Raw genomic sequence first — 23,077 nt, 5'->3', positions numbered from 1 at the left:
GTATGAAACAGATTAATATTGGAGGTGTACCAGAACATTTTAATTTAGCCTGGCATTTAACACTACAAGATGATCTCTATAAAAAAGAGGGCGTCGATTTGAGCTGGCATGATTTTCCAAGTGGTACAGGTGCTATGTGTAATGCCCTAAAAGAAAAAAAAATTGATGTAGCTGTTATACTAACAGAAGGTATTATTAAAGCTATTATTGATGGAAATCAATCAAAAATTATTCAGACTTATGTTCAAACGCCCCTTAACTGGGGGGTTCATGTTTCGAATAATTCTTTATATAAGGAAGTTTCAGATTTAAAAGGCACCAAAGCAGCCATTAGCCGTTATGGTTCAGGATCGCATTTAATGAGCTATATAAATGCTAAAAATCACGATTGGGATTTAAAAAACGATCTTAAATTTGAAGTTATAAACGATCTGGACGGGGCTGTTGCTGCACTTACTTCTGCTAAAGCAGATTACTTTTTATGGGAAAAATTTATGACTAAGCCTTTGGTCGATAAGGTGGTTTTTAGACGAATAGGGAATTGTCCGTCACCATGGCCCTGTTTTGTAATTGCTGCAAGAAAAGATATTATTGAAAGTTGTACGCCTGAATTAAAAACTATCTTGAAGGTTATTAACCAAGCGACTATCCAGTTTAAGTCTATACCCAACATAGACACAATTATAGCAAATACTTATGACCAGCAGTTAGAAGATGTTAGGGAATGGTTGTCATTAACGGAATGGTCCCAAGAGTTGATTACCGAAGACACCCTTAAAAGTGCCCAGCAACAATTATTCGATTTAAAAATTATTTCGAAAACAGTTACATGTTCTACACTCGTACATGAATTATAATAAAAAAATGAAGGTCTGAAAAGTGATTTGTTTTGTCATTCAGGATGACACTTTTCAGACCTCATTTATATGCTATCATTTTTCTATGGCTAAAATTGCAAATCTGATACAATATCAAACTCGTCATAAATAGCTTTGTCTTTTAAACTCTCAAAAAAACTAGCCGATTTATATTCAATGCCATACTTGGTGCGATCGATTTTTAATGAAGCTGTTGCTTTGTTTCCGTAAACAGACATATTAAATGTTACAGGATGTGTTTTTCCTTTTATCGTTAAATCACCCTTAACATTATAGGCATTTTTACTAGTAGCCTTAACCTTGGTAAATACTAATTTTGCTGTTGGATGGTTGGCAACACCAAAGAAATCATCCGACTTTAAGTGACCATCCAGTTTTCCTTTATACTCCCCTTGCATATCCGTAGTGTTAATTGATGTCATGTCAATAACAAACTCACCACCGGTTAAGGTTTCATTATCAAAGGTTAAAAAGCCAGATTTTATTGCTATAGTACCTTCGTGCGATCCGGTAACTTTATAACCTTTCCAGACTACTTTACTATTTTCAATTTTAATTTCTTTTTTTTCTCCATCAATAGTAGTGAAAGAGAAAGTTACAAAAGCAACAATTGTTGCGATAACTAATTTTTTAATTGCGTTTTTCATGTGTTTGTTTTTATACGTTTTCTTTATTGAAATTACAGTACAAATATCTTGAACAAATTTTGGTAAGAAAATAAACTAGATTATAAAATAATGTTAAACTAGATTAACATTATTTTTGATTAAAAGTAAGCTGGCTCTTAATTTTACTTAAGAACTCTTTGGTAATGCCAAGATACGAAGCTACCATATATTGAGGAATGCGTTGTTCAATTTGTGGGTATTGCTCTCTAAAGTAAAGGTATTGTTCTTTGGCAGAAAGGCTAAAACTTCTGACTAGGCGTTTTTGGGAAGCAACAAAGGCTTTCTCTATTATTTGTCTAAAAAAACGCTCTAGCTTTGGGATTTCTTTATATAGTGATTCTATTTCATTGTAGGGAAATAAGACAAGTTCGGTGTTTTCCAAACACTGTATATTAAAATCAGCAGGTGTTTGCGTAATAAAACTCCCCATGTCGGATGTCCACCAATCTTCTATTGAAAACATAACAATGTGCTCCTGCCCTTCTTCATCTACATAAAAAGTTTTTGTGCAACCCGATAACACAAAACATTCATACTGGCATATATCGCCTTGTTGCACAATATACTGTCCTTTGAGATATTTTCTTAAAACAACTTTAGAAGCCAATATGTCTTCCTCTTCGATTGACAAATCGATATAGTTTCTTATATATTCCAATAAGGGTTCAATGGTCATAAGTCAATTTTATTTGGAGATCCGTTTTTTCATTTTTTTAGCCAGTAAGACTATGATTGTTACCAATAATATAACAAAATAAATAGTTGAAGCAATGCTTTTTATAAGTGTAAACACATTTGTTAACTGTGCAATGGTCTGTATATTCTCGGGAGTTGTATTTAACATTGTAATAATGCCAAAATTCTCTGTATAATCGGCTATGCCAGCAATAATAGGAAGTATGCCTAAATATAATATTTTGGAATTCAGTCGATTTATCTTTTTAAAAAAATATATTAGTAGTAATGAATAACAAATACCAAATAAAAAAGGATAAACCATGTCGATTGGAATTTGATTCCATAAATATAACCTTCTACCTTCATGGCCTAGAGTTGCAAAGAGTTTGCTAACATACTCCGGTGTATAGCCGCTAGGCATCATATCCAATAATTTCATTCCGTTAGAAAATTGCATGACTCGGGGTATTGTATGCAATAGCATGATTGCATAAACACTATTTGTTACAACGAATAGAACCAATACGTTCTTTCCTTTTGCGAACTTATAGATGCGTTGTTTGTTTAATTGCAAAGTGTTATATGTTAGTTTGATTTACTAAATAATCAGAAAAGATATAACAAAAAAAGGAAGCTAAAATAGCTTCCTTCATTTATATTATAAACTGTATCTGTTCTTATGCTTCTCGTTTCGCCTTTTTTTCAGCTCTTATTTCTTTAATTCTTTCGATTAAAGAACCTCCAATCCAATAAGGAATTACAAATGTTAACAAAAATATCATTAACCAAAAACCAATGGTAAGAATGGTTAAGAAAGCTAAAAATCCTAAGTACTGGTCAAATTCGAACATAATTGTAAGTGTCTTTTAAAAATCTTTTGCAAAGATAATGTAAAGCATTCTCTTTTACAATACAAAAACTAAGATTTATTAATAGGTTTTACTAATTTAAGTTAGGCTGTGGCGTCATGCGTAAATAAGGTTTGATTTCTTTATAGCCCTTTGGAAAAAGCGCAGGGATTTCTTCATTCGTAACTGCTGGAACCACAACGCATTCGTCTCCATTATTCCAATTAGCAGGCGTTGCAACTTTATGGTATGCTGTTAATTGAAGCGAATCGATAACTCGCAACAATTCATCAAAATTTCTTCCTGTTGATGCTGGATAGGTAATTGTTAGTTTTACTTTTTTATCGTCACCAATAACAAAAACGGATCTTACGGTTGCATTACTATCTGCATTTGGATGAATCATATCGTAAAGCTCTGACACCTTTCTGTCCTCATCAGCTATAATTGGAAAATTAACGGTTGTATTCTGTGTTTCGTTAATATCGTTAACCCAACCATGATGTGATTCTAAACCATCAACACTTAATGCTACAACTTTTACATTGCGTTTATCGAATTCTGCTTTGTATTTTGCTACTGTGCCCAATTCGGTTGTGCAAACTGGAGTGTAATCGGCCGGATGTGAGAATAACACACCCCAACCATCACCTAGCCAGTCGTGAAAATTAATTTCTCCTTCGGTGGACATTGCTGTGAAATTCGGGGCTACGTCTCCTAATCTAATTGCTGCCATGATTATTTGTTTTTATTAATTTTTTAAACTATTCTATCAGAGTATTCTGATTCCAACTTGTATCAAAGTTACTCCAATTTCGGGTCTTATACAAATGTTGAAATTTCTTTTAAAATCTCTATTTAATACTCATAAAAAACACACAAAACAGTTAACTTTGTGACTTAAAATAAATCATAATTATCATGGATTTCAGAATAGAAAAAGATACTATGGGCGAGGTGAAAGTACCTGCCGATAAACTTTGGGGAGCGCAAACCGAGCGTTCAAGAAATAATTTTAAAATAGGTCCAGCGGCTTCTATGCCTTTGGAAATAGTTTATGGCTTTGCGTATTTAAAAAAAGCTGCGGCATTTACCAACTGTGAACTTGGTGTCCTTCCTATTGAAAAGCGTGATTTAATTGCTCAGGTATGTGATGAAATTTTAGAAGGTAAGCACGATAACCAGTTTCCATTGGTTATTTGGCAAACAGGTTCGGGAACACAAAGCAACATGAATGTTAATGAAGTTATTGCTAACAGAGCCCATCAAATAGCTGGTAAAATTATTGGTGAAGGCGAAAGAACCATCCAGCCAAACGACGATGTAAACAAATCGCAATCGTCTAATGATACCTTCCCTACAGGAATGCATATCGCTGCTTATAAGAAGATTGTAGAGACTACTATTCCAGGCGTCAAACAATTACGAAACACCTTAAAGAAAAAATCGGAAGCCTTTAATAACGTTGTTAAAATCGGACGTACCCATTTAATGGATGCTACTCCCCTAACCTTAGGGCAAGAGCTTTCTGGATATGTCGCTCAACTGGATCATGGCTTAAAAGCTTTAGAGAATACTTTACCCCATTTAAGTGAACTCGCTTTGGGTGGCACAGCGGTAGGAACCGGCTTAAATACCCCTAAGGGCTATAGTAAGCGCGTAGCTGAATATATTGCGAAATTTACGGCGCTTCCATTTGTGACGGCTCCTAATAAGTTTGAAGCTTTAGCTGCCCACGACGCCTTAGTAGAAACCCATGGAGCTTTAAAACAGCTTGCTGTTTCATTAAATAAAATAGCAAACGACATTCGTTTAATGGCATCGGGACCTCGTAGTGGGATAGGTGAAATTATTATTCCTGCAAACGAACCAGGTAGTTCAATCATGCCAGGAAAGGTAAATCCAACGCAATGTGAGGCTCTAACTATGGTTTGTGCACAAGTTATGGGTAATGATGTTGCTGTAAGTGTTGGAGGTATGCAAGGACATTACGAACTAAATGTATTTAAACCTGTAATGGCTGCAAATGTTTTACAATCTGCGCAATTAATTGGTGATGCTTGTGTTAGCTTTGATGTAAACTGTGCTATCGGTATTGAGCCTAACCACGAGGTTATAACGAAGCTTTTAAATAATTCCTTAATGTTGGTAACGGCTTTAAATACTAAAATTGGGTATTATAAAGCAGCCGAAATTGCCAATACAGCCCATAAAAATGGTACAACACTTAAGGAAGAAGCTATTAATTTAGGATATGTTAGTGCTGAAGAATACGATGCTTGGGTGAAACCCGAAGATATGGTAGGAAGCCTTAAATAATAACAGCTCAACCCGAGATATAAAAAAAACAGGTAATAAAAATTACCTGTTTTTTTAGTTGGTTGGTTAGCTATTAATCGTTGTAATTTCTTTTCATTTTTCAAAGAAACCTGTGCAATATACAATTTAACGATTTATTAACAATAAAAATATCTAAAAAAAATTTATAATAAAAAATGCTGCAAGTAATAGCTTGCAGCATTTTGTTGTATATACATATATTTAAATATTACTTCAAGGTAAATTCGGATGTTGACACAAGGTCTTTTTCGTTAAAAATGTTAACAACATATCTTCCTTTTTCAAATTTACTATCGCCTTTTGAGGTTACAAATTCACAAATATTAAGATTTACATTTTCGTAATTAAATTTGCTAATAATGCTATAATTCAGTGTTTTTTCATCAAACTGCACTTGTTCGTTTAATCCCAATGTGTTGTTTTTAGGATCAATTACCTGTACATAAAGCTCTTGATCACCCGCTTGAACTAATGCATTTTTTGCAACTGTAAAACAAACTCTAATTTTATCTGTACGACTGGCTCTTTCTGTTGGTATTAATTTTCCAGAGGTTCTTTCAATTACACCAAATCCTTTTAAGCCAACTGTAGATAATACGGCTGCATTTTCAACAACTTCAGCCAACGCCGTATTTTGTACCAGTAAAGAATCTGTAAATAAAGTACGCTCTTCCAAACGTACTCTTGTGCTGTCCAATGATGTTGCTAAATAGGAATTAGCAACTTTTAAAGAGTCGTTTTGGGCTAATAAAACGTCCATTTCTTTTTGTAATGCTGAATACTTTTGTTTGTATCGCCACAAACTTTTAACATTTGTCTCCGATATTTTTAAGGAATCGATCAATCCTTGTATCCTCGCTCTGGCTTCTATTAAGTTCTGGTTGGCAATGTCGTTTTCACTTATGGCTTCATCGTACTGTTTGGCCATAGCGTTTAGGTCGTTCATAACCAATTGTTTTTGCTCTGTAAGCTCTTTCTTTTCTTCTTTACTTTTATTGTAAAGGCTCATGGTATAAAACCCTGTTCCTAGAAACAAAACCACAGCAATCCCTAAGGCTACTTTTAATCCGATGTTACTCTTGTTGTTTTCCATAATCACTTGTTTTTAACGTACTTAAAAAATTAAATTTCTTCTAAACTTTAATACTTTACTTTTTATAATGCTCAAAATAAATAATGATGTATTTTTAATCTCAAATTATTTACTAAGGCAATGGATAAACTAGTTTTATTTAACAATATTACACGAAATAAATTATTAAACAAACGCTCTGGTGAATCCAAATTCGGTGAACATGTTCAAGTGCTTACCAGCATTTCAAATATATACGAACAACTTATAAGTTTGGATGTTACCTATGTTATTATTGGTGTGCCAGAGGACATTGGTGTTTATGCCAACCAAGGAAAAACAGGGGCGCGAAATGCTTGGGATGCCACTTTAAATGCACTTTTAAATATACAAAGTAATGCTTTAACCAAGGCTAAAAAAGTACTTATATTAGGACATTTGGATTTTTCTAAAGAGCTAATGGAAATATCAAATTGGGATCAATCCAAGAAAAAAAGTTTAACAAAGGCTAGAAAATTGGTCGAAATAATAGATACACATGTAACCCATTGCATTCACCAAATTGTTCTGGCAGGGAAAGTGCCCATTGTCGTTGGAGGCGGCCACAATAATGCCTATGGCAATATAAAAGGCATGAGTCTTGCTCTTAATAAACCCATTAACGCAATTAACTTCGATGCGCATTCCGATTTTAGAGCAGAAGAAGGCAGGCATAGTGGTAATGGTTTTTCATATGCTTTTGCTGAAGGCTTTTTAAAAAACTATTTTGTGTTTGGCTTGCATGAAAATTACACTTCTGATACGCTTTTTAAGACCATCAAAAAATTAAAGGCTATCGATTACAATACGTTTGAGGCTTTAAAAATACGGCACGACGTTCATTATAAAGATGCATTAAAAAGTGCCCTAAAACATATAGAAGAAGAACCATATGGTATTGAAATAGACTGTGACGCTATTGAAAACATACCTAGTAGTGCCATGACACCAAGCGGTTTTACGGCTAATCAGGCCAGAGCATTTGTCTCATATTTTGCATCACATGCCAATGCCAGTTATTTACATATTTGTGAGGCAGCTCCAACCAAAAGAACAGCCACTCAGGTTGGTAAGCTAATCACTTATTTAATTACTGATTTTATCAGGGCAAACAACCGTTAGGCATGGTTTTTAAATAATGATCCATTTTAACGCAGTAGGCAATATTTTTAGCACAGAGAATGCTTAAGGTCTCAACCAACAACTCATGTAATTCATAGCTATCTGGTTTTAATTTGTAAGCCAGATTAAACTCTGAATAAGCTCCGCTGATATCGTTAGACAACAACCTACTTTTTCCTGAATTTATTAAAAAGTTAAATGCTTTGTCATTTGCCAAACCCATACTTTTTGCTTGTTTGTCGTAATGTGCTTTTGAATAGTCTACAAATTGTCCGCTACAAAATGTTGCAAAAAATAATAATACCATAGCCAATAATAAACTTATTGCTCCAACTAATGGTTCATTTTCTTTTATATGGGGTCTAACTTTAAAAGCCCTAGAATACTTGTCAAGAGAAGAAAATGATTGAATCCTTTTTCTTTTGGCAAAAGTCTTTCTTGGTCGTTTTTTATATAACCAATATTGCATTCCAAATCCCATATAGCCAGCCATAACAAACTTTTATTTATAAGTCGCTTCATGTTATTTGATGTTACAGCATGGTGCCTGTAATCTGTTTTACAACCATAGATAGTATTTGGTTTAGATTACAGTAGTATTCAAAAATAACAAACGCCCTTAAAATGGGCACTTTGATCTTATGTTTTTGTAGAATTATTGGGTTGGGTAATAGTTGTTTTAGAAGGTTTTCAAAGAACTATCTTCCAATTATACATTTACATTTTTTTATATTCATATCAGCTAGGCTTTCATGGCCTAATTCCATATAATCAGAATCGAATTTCTCTAGTAAATCACTTTCCTCGTTGGTAGATTCATCATTAGTGCTATCTATACTTTCTTGACTATCATAATCATAATTATGTTTATTAGATTATGTTTTAAAAATAGTCTTAGTTAGGAACAAAATCTCCCAAGTTTAAATATTTACGAGGATTATAACGGGCTATTTGGTCGAATTCTTCCTCTGTTAAGCCTGCTCGCATATCTGCCAAGATGGCCTTGTCACTTTTATGGTTTCTAACCACGTAGAAATCGGAGCCATACAATATTTTCTTCTTTAGCTTTTTATAGGTTAAAGTGTGTTTGAGTAAGGCCAGGATGTTTTTGTTATGCAATATGTAACTTATATCGGCGTAAACATTATTGTATTGCAGCATTATACTGCAAATAATAGTATACCAATCTACATATTTCCAAATAAAGGCGAGCTTGCCAAGGCTTGGTTTGCCATTTGCATTATTAAAAAAATCAATCCCTTTTTCTGGCTGTAGAATCATTTGCGTGGTATAATTATCCCGGTCACTTTCTAAAAAACGGTTCCATTGGTCATCACCTCCAAAATGGGCAAAGCAAATTTTTAAGTCCCTTAATCCGCCTCTAAAATTACCTTTAGCATCGTAAAAGATATGTTTTATTCTAGTGTCTTTGGATTTGTCTATGATTTTAACTAAAAGGTCTTCTTCTAATAGGCACAAATAGTTTAAAGGATTAGTGAAGTTATTGCAAAAGTTAATATTCTTAACTTCGTTTAAATGTAAAGATTTATCCTCCTCTTGGATGTAATAGGCATTGATATCAAAATCTATCTTCTTGTCTATTTCAACTGTTGCGCGTTTGGTTTTATCTACTTTCCCTTCCGTAAAGATTGGGTGGGTGTCCCACGCTTTTTTCTTTTTGCCCCTGTAGAAAATAGTGCCCTGTATACAGTGTGTCATAACGGGTAACTCTTTTTGGATACAGTATTTCCATAATGGCAATAACGTTTCGTTAAAAGGATAATAGCCCAAGGCAGGGTATATTTTGATGCCAGCAAACTTATGCACTTCCAAATAGGTTTGCATTAAACAGCCCTTTACAAGTTTTACTTCTCCATTGTCACCTACGGTATAATCGAAATATTTGGGATTAGGCATGCGTCTGGGGTCTGCAAAAACAAAGGGATGGAATCGATCTTTATCTTCTGTACGTTTTTTTATTTTTAAGAGCCCCTCCATTTGGTGCTTAATGGCAAATAAATCATCGTTCTTTTCACCTTTGGGTATTTTAATGATTTTCTTTGAATCGGAATCGTAAACCTTTTTAATATTTCCAGCTTTCATAAATTCCATGTCCATTGGTAAACCTACAAAGTGTGAATCTGTGGGGTACTGTTTTTTTAGTTTATCGTAAATACCCTTTTGTTCCCTATATTTTGAAAACAAACCGATTTGCACATAGCGCTCAAACAAATGTGAAAACTGTTTGCCAGGTAGCACTTTAAATAACCTTAAAATAGCGAAGAACGCATTGCGTACAGACTTAAAAAATATAAGTATTAGTACAAAGAATATAATCTTGTAGTATATGCTCTCAACAACAAGTATGAATCCAGTGTCTTTAATAAAAATTAAAGCTTTTACTATTGAAGCCTTAAAGCCGTGATAAATGCAGGGGTTCTCTGTGTCAAATAGCCATAGACCTATATAAAAACATATAGCAACAATTAAGTAAGTTTCGATTAGAAACTTTAGAGTGGAGAGAAGATAGCGTCGTTTAAAAAACATTTCACATTTGTACCAAAAACGTTTCCATTGTTTGTAATTGTTCTTGTAAAATATCGGTTTAACTTTATCGAAATACCACCGCAATAGTCTTATAACGAAGCGTAAAGACAATAATCGGTATAAAGGCTCGGGCAGATAAGTCTTTGCTAAAAATGGCGGCACATAATCCCCTGTAAACACATGGGTGTGACAATTGATAATCGGTGGTTTTTTAGGTTGTGCCATAGCCTTGTTTTTAAAGTTAGTTTTCTTTTTTGAGTTTATTCACAAACGAACTTAAGTTAGTGGCATAGCCAACCATCATTTGTGGGAACACTTTATAGCTTCCCAGGTTGTAATGACCTCCAAACCTAAAATAGACCCCTGAATTGCTTTTCTCGGAATTGGTCAATGCGTAAATATTGGCCATAAGTTTTAGGTTAGGAGCATTGTTGGTTGTATAAAAACCAAGATCATTTTTATTGGTGCCATTGGCCCTAAACCAGTTTAGACCAAAGGTAACATCGGCTCCCACACTGGATTGTGGCCTAATCTCAAAATTAATTTCGGCTTCCTGTCCAACAGAAAACACTTGAAATCCCTTGCGTTCTTTAAGAGTTTCCTGTACTGTAGGTGTATTGTTGACCGAAATGGTGTCTTGGGTTTTTAAATTGTATTCTATACCAGTTCTTATAAAGCGTAAGCCATAGCGCAAATGGATAAAGGTTGAGGCACCTTTCCATTCATAGGTTAAAGGAGTTACTAATATACCAGCATCTATATTGTTATTTACCAACAAATTAAAATTATCAGTTTTAAACTTTTGACTATTAGTTCCTGAACTTTCCTCAGTGTCTAGCATATCATCAAGCTCAACTTTACGGGAACTGTTTTCAAAGCCACTAAACAGATTGACCGATGCATAAGCCGTGATATTGTCAACCCAAGTCCACCGCCTAATATTCCTTAAGTTCCAGGGAATGCGAATGCGTCCTTCGGCTATGATCAAATTGTTATTGTTGTTACTGTTTAAGCCTAGAAAGTCTGAAAAGAATATTCCTGTAAAGTAATCGCCTATTTTGCGTTCTATTACCCTAACACTGTCCTTGTCCCCTATTTTAATTTCAGCATTCTTTACAGCATAGTTAAACTTTTTATATGGGAGGTAATCCAAAATATCATCGTAATAATAAGTATACTGATTACCTTCTTTATCGGTTAGGGTATAGGTCTGAGAGCGATTGTTAAACTCCCTTAAAGGCAAACTATACATCCTATTAGTAAATACCTTTGTATTCTTTTTATCGTTACTCAATCGCCCTACAATGGTAATGTTATCAGCCCTGTTATTAAAAAATCTAATATTTACGCTATCTACTATTAACTCTGTTTCTGGATGAGTTTCTAGGTCACTGTACTTGTCTTTCCATAACGCTCTTCTTTTTATTAATTTCTTATGATAAAGCTTGGCTCTTTTATTAATAACAATCTGACCACTAAAGGTGTTTTTGGCATTTTCTATTTTTTCGAAAATGTTGGTAATGGAATCATTCATTTCCTTTTTTAAAGCAGATGTTTGCGCATCCTGTTTTTTAATAACGAGCTTGTGATAGACCTTACTAATTGCTTCTTGGTTATCTGTATCTCCATCCTTAAATTTGCCATGCTGGTTTATTATACTGTAGATGAATTCATTTTCTGGTACTGACAAATTGTAAGGTCCATAGACATCACATTCTTTTTCATCTTTAACGTCACATATTCTAACGTATATGTTTTTATTCTTAATGAGATAATGAAAGTTATGGAGATTCTTTGTAGAATTAGTGTCTGTTAGCTCTTTAGTTGTTAAATACACGTAATTCCCTGTTTTAACAATGGAGGTGTTGTATAATTCTTTTAACAGTTCCATAAAATCTGTTTTAACATTTGCGGTAATTGTTTCTCCTAGCGTAGCTTTATTTGTATTTAAGTAGCTAATTAACATGGAGTTAATTGCTTTTTTATAATCACCAGTTTCTTTAGTAAGATTACCTATACTGTCTTTGTTTGAAGTAACAACATAATTATCATTATCTTTTTTCTTTATCGTGAATTTAGGAAACCCACTTGTTGGGGCTTTGTCTATTTCTAACTTTATATTGTCCCCTAGTTCATTGAAAGCCTCTGGGCTGCTTATAATTTTTATATTGGAATAATCGTAAGCAGACAGTTCCGATAACTTTTTTTCTTCGCTAAAAAAATTAAACTTATAGGTTTCTATTGCTTTTTCGGTAACACTGTCAAGCGCTTTCATAAAACTAAATTCATCTTCATTTTCTATAATCCATTTGTAACACTCGGACGCGCTATCCATTTTTTTACAAATTTCAAATTCATTGCTTTCCTTTTTGTAGTTGACTGCATACTCATCTCCTAAAATGGTTTTTGTCTTAGGATTTTGGCCGTAAAACGATAAAGAAACCATTAAGCATGCACTTAATAAATATTTCATAATAGACTGGATAACATGGTTAGTTTAAGAAAATATTCTAATTACAAAAGAATATTCATTAACAAATGTAAGAAAAAACAATTAAATGTGTGATATTAAAACCCGTAGTGCTTATTGAACCAAACTGGTTTAAATGTGATTCGAATGATTTTTGTTAGATTGAGCCAGTCGAAATCAAAACTAATTCAATAAAAATGCCTCACGTACTTGTACCAAAGTAGTTTACTCGATACAATCGTAAAATTCATTCAAAACGACAGGAGTTTATTAAAGAGTACAAATTGAAATGAAGAAATCTGCTGAAAATATAGAAACCTAGTTCTGAACGCTATAAAATTAGTTTTTTATCCTTGTCTTCCATAGGTAAAAAGCTGATATCTAAATAACCTCCACTAGCATTGTCATCTGATACTATTTGGGGTTTTCCTTTAATCATTTCAATAGAATTTCGATGTATATGGCCTGAAAAAACACCTAATAAGTTTGGTGTATTAAAAACACTTTTGTGAAAGTTAAGCGTGGTTTTTGTATGGCCGCTTTCAGGCCATTTGGGGCGCCTTTCCAACTCAAAATTTTGGTCTGTGCTTGCACCCCAATTTGGATTTCCACAACCAAAACTAACATTTTTACCTGGCGCATACATTGGAATATGAACCAACAAAATTAAAGGCATACCACTAGCGGCATGTTTTTTAAAAAAGGCTAATTGCTCCTTATTAATTTGATAGGTAGAGTTGTCAATTGCTAAAAATCGGATGCCTTTAATATCGTAAGCGGCCATTAATGGATTATAACCTTGATACAGGGGAAGCAATCGCTTATTAATCCACGTATTGCGTAACGATTCCAGTGACCCCTCCATGCCTTCATAATGCCAATCATGATTTCCAGCGGTATAAATGTAAGGAATACCCGTTTCCTTTAACTTTGATGTCACCCACTCTATGGCTGCTTCTGATGGAAAACTAAAAATATCCCCAACCAATGTAATCACATCTGCCTGAACCTCTTTTGCAAATGCAAGCGCTTGTTCGAAGGCTTCTTCTGGATTTGTTTTTATCCCTGTTTTAAAATGTGTTGTCTGGTTATAGGCTTTTGCCATTCTATGGCTATAGGCCTGGTAAGGCTTCCCTCTTTCGTCATCTTTAAATAAATGTGTATCGGCTATGTGAACGACCTTTATAGGTGTATTAATTACCTGTGCATAGAAAAACACTTTTTCCTGATCTATGGTTGCACATACTTTAAATGGTTCTTTAGTTTTACTTTTAGTTGTATAAGCAAAAGAACGTGTTGTGAGTCCTAGTCCCACTAAACCCGTAGTAACTTCTTTAAAAAATGATCGACGTTTCATAATGTACTGTTTTAAACCTCTTTTTGTTAGATAACAATTTTTTTGATACTTATCGTCGTTATAAAAATAGAAGAATTATTGGCGTTCTCCTCTATTGAGTTCTTTAAACAGTAAACTTTTAAGTGAAGCTTACATCTTATTTCTTTTCCAAAAAGTCATAGAATATATCTTGCTCCACACTTGACGAAAATTTCGAACTACTAGGAAAAGACATCCACTTATCTGTCGTTTCTTTTGCCGATTTGACATCGATCCAATCGATTAACCAAGTAAATACCGTTGGGTCTTTGGGAGATTGATAAACTTCAAAACTCAACAATGACTTATTACTGGCGTTTTGCATTTCAGTCATTAAGTTTTTATTCAATTCGATAGCACCATCCAAGCAGTCTTCTTTAAATTTGAACACAGCCACTTCTTTACATTTCATAGTTCGATTTATAGCTTAAAATTTCAAAAATCATTGGTTAGTGTTCCTGATAAAGTGTTTTATTGTCAAATATAATTGAGATACATGATTGTGTGTCCATACTTATTCTTCAATTAAAAATTTTAGCTCTTCACTAGTTTTACTCGGAACAAATTCTATTAACTCGTAATCTGCCAGTTCATTTATTTTAAAAGGGTCTCTTTTTATAATTTTTTCCAATTCTGATTTGTTTTTAACATTGGATAATATTACTCCTCCAGTTCTTGGAATTTTTCGTCCAGAGGCAAGGAAGTGCCCCAATTCATATTGTGCATTCAGAAATTCAATATGGTCATTTAAAAATTGGTCAACACAATCCAATTCCGTCTTGTAGGTTAAGTTTATAATGAACATTATAGTATTGTTTTTAGTTTCACTCCTTTGGTAGCGTGTTATGATGCATAGCAATTTGCAATCATTACAGGCGTTTAATTCCACTCCTCGTTCAAGATACTATAGACATAGGTTCCTGTACTTTCTCCATAAGATTGAATGCTATAGTTTCTAAGCAATCCTTCTTTAATAGCTCCAAGTTTTTCAATTGCTTTTTGAGATTTAATATTTTTAATATCAACTTTAAATTCTACTCTTCTTAATGGCAATTGATTAAAACAATAATCCAAAAGAAGCCTTTTACAAATCCCATTAATTCCGGTTCCTTGGAATTTTTCGGCAACCCAAGTCCACCCAATTTCCAGTCTTTTATTATAAAAATCGATATTACCAAACATGGTTATGCCAACTGCCTTTCCATCATCTTTTTTTAAAATGATAAAAGGGTATAATACTTTGTTTGCCCTTGCGGATAAACAATAGTCAAAATATTCCAATAAGTCGTTGTTAGTTTTTACCCTAGCACCGAACTCACCAAGTTCTTTTGAAAAACTGATTGTTTCTATCGTATCAATGTCCGATGGTCTTAATGGTCGTAAAAGCACCAGATCGTTTTCTATTACCAGTTCTTTTGAGAAAAATTCTTCGTTACGCATTTAATTGTTTGCAATATAGAGTTAAATTACTGCTTTTTTGGTTAAGTAATGATATAGCATCTCATTAAGGAAACATCTAAATGGGATGGCTATAGTGGTTAGTACCTGTATTTATATTTTTAATTCTCCTTTCAATATTATCTGAGCTTCACTTTTTATAGTCAACTTTTTATCACTAACTAGTTCAACTTCCATAAATCCAGTTCTTTCTGAACATTGATATGAATTCATTTTCTTTTTATTCAAGCGCATACTCCAATATTTAGATAAGAACGTATGAGTCCCTCCTGTTACTGGATCCTCATTTGTCCCGCTCCAAGGCCAAAAGTATCTTGATTCAAAGTCATAGCCATCTCTTTTTGAGATTGCGGTTACTAGCACTCCGTTTATCAAGTTATGTGAGCGTTTTAGTTTTTCATAATCAGGGGATAAATTTTCTAGTAGTTCACTACTTTCAATTTCTAGAAGTAAGATTTTTGCTTCCTTATTAAACTCACTATTAACTATTTGTTTTATTCCTAGAGCTTTCAGTAATTCTTTAGGAGTATTTTGCGGAACTGTATCGTAAACAGGAAATTCCATTTCTATTGTATCGCCATACTTTTTAATACTTAAATCTAAGTCCTGAATATTTTTAAAATGAATTTTTTCCATTTTAGGGAAGATTTCAAAAAGTACTTTAGACGCTGCTAATGTTGCATGTCCACAAAGAGGAATTTCCATTTTCGGAGAAAAAAATCTTATAGAATATTTATTTGATTCTTTATTTTGAGTTATAAAAGCAGTTTCTGAAAGGCCTAATTCCCTTGCGATTAATTGCATTTGTTCATCCAACAATGTTTGATTCAAAATACAAACACCTGCTGGATTTCCTTTAAAAGGCTTGTCTGTAAAAGAGTCAACTATATAGGTTTCTATTCTGTTGGTCATGATCTATATTATTAGTGTTAGCTGATTAATTAATACAACCTACATACACATGCAGAATCATCATTCACTGGCCTTTAAAGAATCCAATTGCCGTTGTAGGCGTTCAATGGCTTTGGTTTTTTCATCAGTTTCAGTAAGTACTTGTATGGAATCACTTTTTTGAATGGCCAAATCAATATGCTTGGTTGTTTCTATATAGTAATGGTCAATTCCTTCACTGGCTCTCCAGGCTTCGTTTAATTGGTCGTATACGGTCTTGTCCCAGTTACTCGGGTGTTTTACATCAATCCATACTACATCGCGATATTCGCTGTCTATGAGAGCGAGATCGGGTGTTGCCGAACCATCAAAGTTATCGGAGCCATCACGAATCGCAGAGATCGTTCCTAGAAAGAACATACGTTTACGGCCTGCTATATCCTTTATATAAGGTCTAAATTCTACGGGTTTGTTTACCGACCAGTCAAATTCTTTACGGGATTCGATAACCTTTAATGGCATGGCAGAAACACCGGCATAGCCCTGCTTTTTTGCTGCATGGTCGTAATAATACAAGCTATTAGTACCATCGGCGGGAATAAATACACTAAAAGTTAAACTGGTACGCTCATCGCCTACCGGCTCCAGACCAAACCAATGGTATAATCCACTGTAGGCATCTACATCGGTATCGGAGAAATCGAAATCGGTTACAAAAGGTTGTTGGTTTTGGTCGTCGGGCAATATGGGAATCTTAACAGCTGTTTCCATATTCCAAGGTAAGGGATCACTAAAACCTCCCAGGAACTTTAGGGATTCGGCCTGTAACCGCGATACTTTTTCGGCCAATGTATTTTGACGGGTTAAGTACGGATAGTTTTTTATGTTTTCAGGGCTTATGTACGTGCCTTTTCCTATGAGTATGCGTTCTATATAATCTTTAAAAGTGTGCTTTCCACTGTCAATTACCATAACACCTCCAAAGGTTGGATAGGGAAATAGAAAACCTTTCCATTTTATCAGGCTAACGACTTGTACCCAGTGTCCGCTATCATTTTTCATATAAAAGGTATCGCTGGGTTCCATAGTAAACAATTGTAGTATATTAAATCGTTGTACAACGGCATTATAGGTGTTTCTGCTAAACTTTAGGGATTCGCCTATAGAAAATGTCACAGGGATTCTGTTCTCGTTTGAAAATCGAGGAAAGGGCGTTGTACTGGAAACGGCAAAAACCTCTTCGGTATCGTCGGTAATGCCTTGCCAAACATATTTCTCGGTAGGTTGTATGGCCATGGTCCATTTATTCTCATTGTCTATCCTTACCAGGTGTGCCAACGATACATCCTTGGTCTCACCAACGCTTTCGTTAGCCATGGAGAAAATATTACGTAAGGGCTGAATGCGTTCGTTTTGTGTAAGTGGCAATTCGTGAATTTCAATTTTGTTTAGGTTATTAAATACATTGTAAGCCTGCATATAATCGTACATCTTAAAATGCCAACCTATGGCATATAAACCACCAAAGAACAGCAACAAAAAAGCAAGGATCATAGCCCGCCTTGCTGTACTAGGGGTATTTCTAAATTTTCGTAAACCAAAAAACACAATGACAAAACTTAACAGGATAATAAAAATGTATTTCCTAACAAACAACAAGGCTGGTTGATAATCATCACGTAGCACGAAAAGTGTAAAGAGTATAACCAGCGAAAAGAACAGCACTCGTATCTTTTGCTTTTTTCCTTTATTCCAATAGTTTTTTATCATTAGTTCTTTAAATTAATACAGATATATTACAAAAGGCCTTTATCTTTTAAACGTTCCCTGGCACTTTTCTTTTCTTCCTCGGCAGGGTGTTCCGTTTTACTTTCATTTATTTCGGGGTCTTGTACATCTTCTTTTCCTTGTAGCTCATCAATAAGTGTTTTGCCTTTTTCCAGGGTTTCGTGCAGTACATCTTCAATGCTGTCAGCTTTTGCATCTATAACTTTTTCGGATTTAAATATAAATCCAGCAAGATAAGTGCCAACAAGGGTTCCCACAACCATGGATGCAAAAAGTGAAATGGTTGCCAGGTCTATGGGAATTAAAAAACGGACTATAAGGATTCCGATTAAGAACAGGGTGCCTATAAATACCAAGCGCAACACAAAGGATTGTTGGTATACAAATCCCTTTTTGTCATCTGGCTTCATTTGCAGCGCCTTGGCATTAAAAATTTTATTGAAAAAGCGATACAATCCGTTTCCACCAGATTCTCTCCAATACAGAAACATCCCGAATAGTATGGAGGCGATAAATATAATAAGTTCTAAGGTCATGTTTTTAAGTTATATATGCTAGGAGCTTGAAGCTCGAAGCTAGTTATTGATTTTATTTCTAAAAGCGATTGTCATATTCATTAAATCAAAACAATCTTTATAGTATTTAAAAAAATCGCCATCTTTTAAATAATTTCTTCTTCTCGCTTTATGTAAGCACGTAACAACTTCTGCAATAGATCTAATTGAATACCCTAAAAACTTTCTGTATTCTGGGCCAGACTGTAAAATAGAGCCTTCAGAAATATTTAGTGCTATAGAATCAGAAGCTCTTTTTAATTGTGCTGTCAAATTATACTTTTCTACTTTTGAGAAATCACGAGCCAATATATTCATGTTTTCCCCCAAATCCATCCCTTTTTGCCAAATAATCAAATCTTCAAACTTAAATTTCATTTTGATATTTATTTGTAAATATAAGAAAGCTCTGTCTTTAGGCTCAACTTCATTTTTACTTCTAACTTCTAACGTCAGACTTCACTCCTAAATATTGTTACGAATGGTTTCTATGGCCCAGTCTTTAAAAGAGGCATTCCAGTTATCATATGCCTTATAAAAGGTTTCTTTGTCATACCAGAACCAATATAATACGTCTTTAGGCGCTATATTTACCAGTAATTTCCAGATTAAGTCCTGGTGTTTTCCATCTAAAGAAGAGTGTGGTTCGTGTAAAGCTTCAAATAATTTCAAATCGACGATATCTGCTATTTTATATTGGTTGCTTGTTTCTAGTTTTTCCAAATACCTTTCAACACTCATAATCTTTTTGCGTGTCTCTATGTCCAATTTGTTAAGGTAGCTCTTAAATAATACGGGGTCGTCCAAGACTTCCTTTATTGAGTGCTGTATGGCTTTTAAATGTTGCGCCATTTCGTATTTTTTAATGCGTTCGTAGCGTTTGGTTTTTACAACGGTTTCCAGATTGCACTCTACTATTACATAGTCACGTAACTTAACCATAAGCTCAGGCTGTTGCATGTGATAAATCAGCACGTCATAATTTGTATCCTTAATAGCTTCCTTATACCATGTTTCATCTTCAAAAACAACGATTGGCCTTATAAAATCGCGTAGTACATAAATGCCTCCAAAGGCGCCAGTGTAAAATGAATCTGTTGTGTGTTTAATGGAAGATAAATCTAAATCACGATGTCGCAGATCGCCATAGGTTTTTGCTGAAATTAACAAGCGTTCATGTATGGACTCGTCTATGAAGTTATGATTTCTGTTAAATAATTCGATGAGTTCTAATTGTTCTTTTTGAACTTTATTCAAATTATTAATAAGATGGAAATTAATAGTAATGGATGTATATTTTAACACATCCAAGGGCTCATAAAAGACATCAATACCTTGATCGAAATCAACACAAATAGCACAATCCCTGGTAATGTCCCGTATCTTATCTCCATGTGTTTTAAAAATGAGTTTCATCATATCACCATCAAAAGAATGAAATGGCACATACACAGGTTTATTACGCTGTAATGGTGTAATTATAATGGCATGGGGATTGGCACCGCCGTTATTTAGGTAATGCAATGTTTTCTTTTCTTCGGCAATCTCGGGACTCCATCCTAACCCATCAATGTAAAAAGAGTTAAGTTTTGTTTTTTCAAGCCCCAATTTTACCAAACAGGTATTATAACGCTCCACTAATTTTCCACTTATGGGAATGAGTTCGCTTCTATATAAATTGGCTGCTTTTAGCTTTTGCATGTTATGCGTATTCTATAAATTGTATTCCTATTCAAATTTCAATGGTTTATATATCTCATAATACTTGAGTAATGCGCCAAGTTTTATTCCAATAGCTTATGGATCTGGGCGTATTGCAGTAGCATGATCGTTCGGGCATCATTTATTTCTCCTGTTGGTATCATTTCCACGGCTTGTTTAAAAGGCATCTCCAAGACCTCTATCTCTTCATCTTCCGTATCGACTCCCCCACCAGTGTCAATACGATCGGAGTCCTTATAAGAACAAACAAAAAGGTGTACCCGTTCCTTAACAATACCGGGTGATAAGAATACAGTGCCAACTGGTTTTAAATTTAAAATCCGATACCCTATTTCTTCCCTAGCCTCTCTTTTTACAGCTGTTTCAGGGGATTCGTCAGGGTCTATGGCGCCACCACAAACTTCTATTGAAAAACCGCATTGCGGATCGGCAACATAAGCAGGCATTCTAAATTGCTTTGAAAGAATAACCGATTTTGTTTGGGGGTTATATAGTAAAACTGCTACACCATCACTTTTACCATAAACTTCTCGGGATAGTCGTTTCCAAGTATTGTTCTTGAACCTAAAATCGTAATCAATACGTTCTAATTTTCCCCAAAAGTGTGATAAAACCTTTGATGTTATATTTTTAATAGGTTCGGTTGCCATGTTCAAATGTATTTCTTGCTGCTGTTTCAATATTCAATTGGTTAATGCGTTGGTCTACTTTGCGTTTAAAGTCGGTATCGGCAATAGTTGCCACATTATCCAAATACCGGATCACCTCTTGTCTACGTATTTCCGAAAAGTCCAGCCCTTTCATGTTAGCGCGCATTAACTCCTGAAGCATATTGAATTTTGTTTCGTAATCTTGTTTAAAATATATTTCTGGATTTTCAAACCAGTCTTCTTCCAGGTCGAAGTCGGTTAAACGCAAGGATACTGCACTTTGAATGTTGCGGACATCGCGTGATGAAAAGAAAGGAAAGATTGCTTGTATGCCTTTATAAAGGTTGGCGTAAAACAGGTGTTGATCGGTTTTAAACTGTTTTTCAATCTTATCATATACTTCTTGAACCCGTGCTTCGGTTGGTTTATCTGAAATACTAAGGATATCTCCCATGTTTTTAGCCAATCCTTGGTCTTGTAAATAGCTGTAATTTTCTGGACCATGCATATTCACAAAATCGGGCATGGTATCGTCTAATTTACGCCACCATAAATAATCCTGATCTAAAAAATCGTTTGTTGTTCGTGCACCATCGATTTTAAATCGGCCTTGCACACGGGAAATAACTGCTTTATCCAGCATCTCTGGAAGGTTGGTAAACAAGCCAATAGAGCTGTTTCCGTAATTAACGGCATAAGCACCTTCGGTATATCTCAAAAACACACCGATAACTTCTTTAACACCAGCAGAAACACCTTGTGCTGTGCGTTCTTGTAGATTGTTCTCGGCATCGTCAATGGGGGCAAATATCAGCTTTGTTGGATCTTGTAAAGGTTTCATCCACTCCACCATTTTTTCGGCAGATCCTCCCTGAAAGGTACTAATAAGGGTATCGGGCATGGGATGGAACAAAAATGGAATATCCAAAGTATCGCAGTGCTCTTTTAGTCGTGTTGCTATAGCTGCTATTAGCATGCTTTTTCCGGTTCCAGGAATACCATATCCCATAAAAACAGGCATAAAGCCACCTAATTCTTGAAACGGATTCTTTTTTGCAATAAAGTCGTAACTTAACATACGTTCTGTTAACCTACGTGCAAAGTGCTTGGCATCGCGATTCCCAACAATTTGCTCAAACTTAATTTTATTAAACTCTACACTTTTGGCGGCTCCGGCAAATACATTGTTCCAACCCGAAATGGCAAATTCCGATTTCTCCAGTTTATAGGTTCTGTCCTCAATAGTTTCTGTATATTCCAAAGTGTTTTTGCGAAGTTGGATTTCATCGACCAACGCTTCAAAATATACGACCGTAAAATCGATAACATCTTTATCCGACTTGATAATCTCTGGATGCCCTAAGTACTTGTCGTAGTAAAATAAGCTACAGGATATTCCTTTTAAAGGAGACATTAAGGATACTTCTGGAATTCCTGCAAACTTTTGCTTCATAACACTTAGGTCATCTGATGCATGGGATTTAAGGTCATGTAAAATTTTATAGGCCGAAGCGAATAACATAAAGGCTGTGGCAGTATGCATTTTACTTTCAAACTCCCGTTTACCATTAGTATCTAAAGCAGTTTTGTTTTCATTTAAAGTGGATAACCCTGAAGCATCGTAATAGCTGTCTTTAATCCAGATTCCTAGGGTTAACCCTTCCTGAACGGCATATAAGGCTTGGTTTAAATAGACAGGAATGGCAATTGAGTCAGGCAATAATCGCTTCTTTAAAGCTAATATTGTTTTAGATACCGAAGTAATTTCAGTACTATTTGTGCCGTTATTGGCGCGTGACAAATACAATAAAATGGATTCATCCTTTGTGTTTTTATCCCTGTTCTTTGCACGCTGTCCTTGTTCCCATTGTATGCTTTTTAAATAGGAAGCGGCTTCGTCGCGAAGCATATCCAGTTCGGTTTGTTTTATAGGGAATGTTGAGTTGTGTTCCATTTGTTTTTAGTTTTCAGTCACAA

23 protein-coding genes are annotated in these 23,077 nt (G+C 34.7%); 3 read left to right on the top strand and 20 right to left on the bottom strand.

Annotation, left to right across the window (positions count from 1 at the left end; all coding sequences use genetic code 11):
* The first annotated feature begins 2 nt into the window (after positions 1-2).
* Positions 3-857, top strand: coding sequence for a substrate-binding domain-containing protein (locus ABD792_RS16630; RefSeq protein WP_345007496.1), 855 nt, complete (start codon positions 3-5; stop codon positions 855-857).
* Between the two features lie 89 nt (positions 858-946).
* Here the strand turns inward: ABD792_RS16630 and ABD792_RS16625 are convergent, their stop codons facing one another.
* The 5 genes from ABD792_RS16625 to ABD792_RS16605 form a co-directional block, all read right to left on the bottom strand.
* Complete coding sequence (locus ABD792_RS16625) at positions 947-1,525, bottom strand: YceI family protein (protein ID WP_345007495.1); 579 nt, start codon at positions 1,523-1,525, stop codon at positions 947-949.
* A 109-nt stretch (positions 1,526-1,634) separates the two neighbouring features.
* Complete coding sequence (locus ABD792_RS16620; RefSeq protein ID WP_345007494.1) at positions 1,635-2,222, bottom strand: Crp/Fnr family transcriptional regulator; 588 nt, start codon at positions 2,220-2,222, stop codon at positions 1,635-1,637.
* 9 nt (positions 2,223-2,231) lie between these two features.
* Positions 2,232-2,798 carry a hypothetical protein gene (locus tag ABD792_RS16615; RefSeq protein WP_345007493.1) on the bottom strand — a complete coding sequence of 189 codons (567 nt, stop codon included), beginning with the start codon at positions 2,796-2,798 and terminating at the stop codon, positions 2,232-2,234.
* A gap of 103 nt (positions 2,799-2,901) precedes the next feature.
* On the bottom strand, positions 2,902-3,075 hold the full coding sequence (locus ABD792_RS16610) for a hypothetical protein (RefSeq protein WP_199116137.1): 174 nt from the start codon (positions 3,073-3,075) through the stop codon (positions 2,902-2,904).
* A gap of 91 nt (positions 3,076-3,166) precedes the next feature.
* Positions 3,167-3,808, bottom strand: a complete 642-nt coding sequence (locus ABD792_RS16605; RefSeq protein ID WP_345007492.1) for a peroxiredoxin — start codon at positions 3,806-3,808, stop codon at positions 3,167-3,169.
* 185 nt (positions 3,809-3,993) lie between these two features.
* On the opposite strand from ABD792_RS16605, the gene fumC reads away from it, so the two are divergent.
* Positions 3,994-5,391 (top strand): class II fumarate hydratase, encoded by a 1,398-nt coding sequence (gene fumC / locus ABD792_RS16600; RefSeq protein WP_345007491.1) that lies wholly within the window; start codon positions 3,994-3,996, stop codon positions 5,389-5,391.
* A 229-nt stretch (positions 5,392-5,620) separates the two neighbouring features.
* Here the strand turns inward: fumC and ABD792_RS16595 are convergent, their stop codons facing one another.
* Positions 5,621-6,505 (bottom strand): chromosome partitioning protein ParA, encoded by an 885-nt coding sequence (locus tag ABD792_RS16595; protein ID WP_345007490.1) that lies wholly within the window; start codon positions 6,503-6,505, stop codon positions 5,621-5,623.
* A gap of 120 nt (positions 6,506-6,625) precedes the next feature.
* Between ABD792_RS16595 and ABD792_RS16590 the strand changes: the two genes are divergently transcribed.
* Positions 6,626-7,645 (top strand): formimidoylglutamase, encoded by a 1,020-nt coding sequence (locus ABD792_RS16590; RefSeq protein ID WP_345007489.1) that lies wholly within the window; start codon positions 6,626-6,628, stop codon positions 7,643-7,645.
* Here ABD792_RS16590 and ABD792_RS16585 read toward each other — a convergent pair.
* The 14 genes from ABD792_RS16585 to ABD792_RS16520 all read right to left on the bottom strand — a co-directional run bounded on the left by ABD792_RS16585 (position 7,626) and on the right by ABD792_RS16520 (position 23,054).
* On the bottom strand, positions 7,626-8,138 hold the full coding sequence (locus ABD792_RS16585) for a hypothetical protein (protein ID WP_345007488.1): 513 nt from the start codon (positions 8,136-8,138) through the stop codon (positions 7,626-7,628). The two genes, ABD792_RS16590 and ABD792_RS16585, sit on opposite strands and share 20 nt — an antisense overlap.
* Positions 8,139-8,539: 401 nt before the next feature.
* Positions 8,540-10,417, bottom strand: coding sequence for an amidohydrolase family protein (locus tag ABD792_RS16580; RefSeq protein ID WP_345007487.1), 1,878 nt, complete (start codon positions 10,415-10,417; stop codon positions 8,540-8,542).
* Between the two features lie 16 nt (positions 10,418-10,433).
* Complete coding sequence (locus ABD792_RS16575) at positions 10,434-12,665, bottom strand: hypothetical protein (RefSeq protein ID WP_345007486.1); 2,232 nt, start codon at positions 12,663-12,665, stop codon at positions 10,434-10,436.
* A 328-nt stretch (positions 12,666-12,993) separates the two neighbouring features.
* Positions 12,994-14,019, bottom strand: coding sequence for a metallophosphoesterase family protein (locus tag ABD792_RS16570; protein ID WP_345007485.1), 1,026 nt, complete (start codon positions 14,017-14,019; stop codon positions 12,994-12,996).
* Positions 14,020-14,155: 136 nt separating this feature from the next.
* Positions 14,156-14,449 carry a hypothetical protein gene (locus ABD792_RS16565; protein WP_345007484.1) on the bottom strand — a complete coding sequence of 98 codons (294 nt, stop codon included), beginning with the start codon at positions 14,447-14,449 and terminating at the stop codon, positions 14,156-14,158.
* A 102-nt stretch (positions 14,450-14,551) separates the two neighbouring features.
* The gene (locus ABD792_RS16560; protein ID WP_345007483.1) at positions 14,552-14,842 is read right to left on the bottom strand and encodes a YciI family protein; all 291 of its coding nucleotides are present in this window, start codon (positions 14,840-14,842) and stop codon (positions 14,552-14,554) included.
* Between the two features lie 74 nt (positions 14,843-14,916).
* A complete protein-coding gene (locus tag ABD792_RS16555; protein ID WP_345007482.1) occupies positions 14,917-15,477 on the bottom strand; it encodes a GNAT family N-acetyltransferase in 561 nt (186 codons plus the stop codon).
* 111 nt (positions 15,478-15,588) lie between these two features.
* Positions 15,589-16,407 carry a PhzF family phenazine biosynthesis protein gene (locus ABD792_RS16550; RefSeq protein WP_345007481.1) on the bottom strand — a complete coding sequence of 273 codons (819 nt, stop codon included), beginning with the start codon at positions 16,405-16,407 and terminating at the stop codon, positions 15,589-15,591.
* Positions 16,408-16,467: 60 nt separating this feature from the next.
* Positions 16,468-18,156, bottom strand: coding sequence for a hypothetical protein (locus ABD792_RS16545; protein ID WP_345007480.1), 1,689 nt, complete (start codon positions 18,154-18,156; stop codon positions 16,468-16,470).
* Between the two features lie 26 nt (positions 18,157-18,182).
* Positions 18,183-18,710: a hypothetical protein gene (locus ABD792_RS16540; protein ID WP_345007479.1), complete on the bottom strand. Its 528-nt coding sequence runs from the start codon at positions 18,708-18,710 to the stop codon at positions 18,183-18,185.
* A gap of 39 nt (positions 18,711-18,749) precedes the next feature.
* Positions 18,750-19,106, bottom strand: coding sequence for a four helix bundle protein (locus tag ABD792_RS16535; protein WP_345007478.1), 357 nt, complete (start codon positions 19,104-19,106; stop codon positions 18,750-18,752).
* An 87-nt stretch (positions 19,107-19,193) separates the two neighbouring features.
* Complete coding sequence (locus ABD792_RS16530) at positions 19,194-20,429, bottom strand: DUF6638 family protein (protein WP_345007477.1); 1,236 nt, start codon at positions 20,427-20,429, stop codon at positions 19,194-19,196.
* Between the two features lie 83 nt (positions 20,430-20,512).
* A complete protein-coding gene (locus ABD792_RS16525) occupies positions 20,513-21,100 on the bottom strand; it encodes an NUDIX domain-containing protein (protein ID WP_345007476.1) in 588 nt (195 codons plus the stop codon).
* Positions 21,081-23,054 carry an AAA family ATPase gene (locus ABD792_RS16520; RefSeq protein ID WP_345007475.1) on the bottom strand — a complete coding sequence of 658 codons (1,974 nt, stop codon included), beginning with the start codon at positions 23,052-23,054 and terminating at the stop codon, positions 21,081-21,083. The genes ABD792_RS16525 and ABD792_RS16520 overlap by 20 nt, the downstream gene beginning before the upstream one ends.
* Positions 23,055-23,077 lie beyond the last annotated feature (23 nt).

The sequence above is a fragment of the Snuella lapsa genome (assembly GCF_039539345.1).
GTDB lineage: Bacteria > Bacteroidota > Bacteroidia > Flavobacteriales > Flavobacteriaceae > Snuella > Snuella lapsa.
The sequence above is the reverse complement of the archived record's forward strand: the minus strand, read 5'-3'. Positions and strand labels throughout refer to the sequence as shown.

Coding starts and splice junctions, on each gene's coding strand:
- ABD792_RS16630 (WP_345007496.1), top strand. CDS start 3: ATGAAACAGATTAATATTGGAGGTGTACCAGAACATTTTAATTTAGCC.
- ABD792_RS16625 (WP_345007495.1), bottom strand. CDS start 1,525: ATGAAAAACGCAATTAAAAAATTAGTTATCGCAACAATTGTTGCTTTT.
- ABD792_RS16620 (WP_345007494.1), bottom strand. CDS start 2,222: ATGACCATTGAACCCTTATTGGAATATATAAGAAACTATATCGATTTG.
- ABD792_RS16610 (WP_199116137.1), bottom strand. CDS start 3,075: ATGTTCGAATTTGACCAGTACTTAGGATTTTTAGCTTTCTTAACCATT.
- ABD792_RS16605 (WP_345007492.1), bottom strand. CDS start 3,808: ATGGCAGCAATTAGATTAGGAGACGTAGCCCCGAATTTCACAGCAATG.
- fumC (WP_345007491.1), top strand. CDS start 3,994: ATGGATTTCAGAATAGAAAAAGATACTATGGGCGAGGTGAAAGTACCT.
- ABD792_RS16595 (WP_345007490.1), bottom strand. CDS start 6,505: ATGGAAAACAACAAGAGTAACATCGGATTAAAAGTAGCCTTAGGGATT.
- ABD792_RS16590 (WP_345007489.1), top strand. CDS start 6,626: ATGGATAAACTAGTTTTATTTAACAATATTACACGAAATAAATTATTA.
- ABD792_RS16585 (WP_345007488.1), bottom strand. CDS start 8,138: ATGGCTGGCTATATGGGATTTGGAATGCAATATTGGTTATATAAAAAA.
- ABD792_RS16580 (WP_345007487.1), bottom strand. CDS start 10,417: ATGGCACAACCTAAAAAACCACCGATTATCAATTGTCACACCCATGTG.
- ABD792_RS16575 (WP_345007486.1), bottom strand. CDS start 12,665: ATGAAATATTTATTAAGTGCATGCTTAATGGTTTCTTTATCGTTTTAC.
- ABD792_RS16570 (WP_345007485.1), bottom strand. CDS start 14,019: ATGAAACGTCGATCATTTTTTAAAGAAGTTACTACGGGTTTAGTGGGA.
- ABD792_RS16565 (WP_345007484.1), bottom strand. CDS start 14,449: ATGAAATGTAAAGAAGTGGCTGTGTTCAAATTTAAAGAAGACTGCTTG.
- ABD792_RS16560 (WP_345007483.1), bottom strand. CDS start 14,842: ATGTTCATTATAAACTTAACCTACAAGACGGAATTGGATTGTGTTGAC.
- ABD792_RS16555 (WP_345007482.1), bottom strand. CDS start 15,477: ATGCGTAACGAAGAATTTTTCTCAAAAGAACTGGTAATAGAAAACGAT.
- ABD792_RS16550 (WP_345007481.1), bottom strand. CDS start 16,407: ATGACCAACAGAATAGAAACCTATATAGTTGACTCTTTTACAGACAAG.
- ABD792_RS16545 (WP_345007480.1), bottom strand. CDS start 18,156: ATGATAAAAAACTATTGGAATAAAGGAAAAAAGCAAAAGATACGAGTG.
- ABD792_RS16540 (WP_345007479.1), bottom strand. CDS start 18,710: ATGACCTTAGAACTTATTATATTTATCGCCTCCATACTATTCGGGATG.
- ABD792_RS16535 (WP_345007478.1), bottom strand. CDS start 19,106: ATGAAATTTAAGTTTGAAGATTTGATTATTTGGCAAAAAGGGATGGAT.
- ABD792_RS16530 (WP_345007477.1), bottom strand. CDS start 20,429: ATGCAAAAGCTAAAAGCAGCCAATTTATATAGAAGCGAACTCATTCCC.
- ABD792_RS16525 (WP_345007476.1), bottom strand. CDS start 21,100: ATGGCAACCGAACCTATTAAAAATATAACATCAAAGGTTTTATCACAC.
- ABD792_RS16520 (WP_345007475.1), bottom strand. CDS start 23,054: ATGGAACACAACTCAACATTCCCTATAAAACAAACCGAACTGGATATG.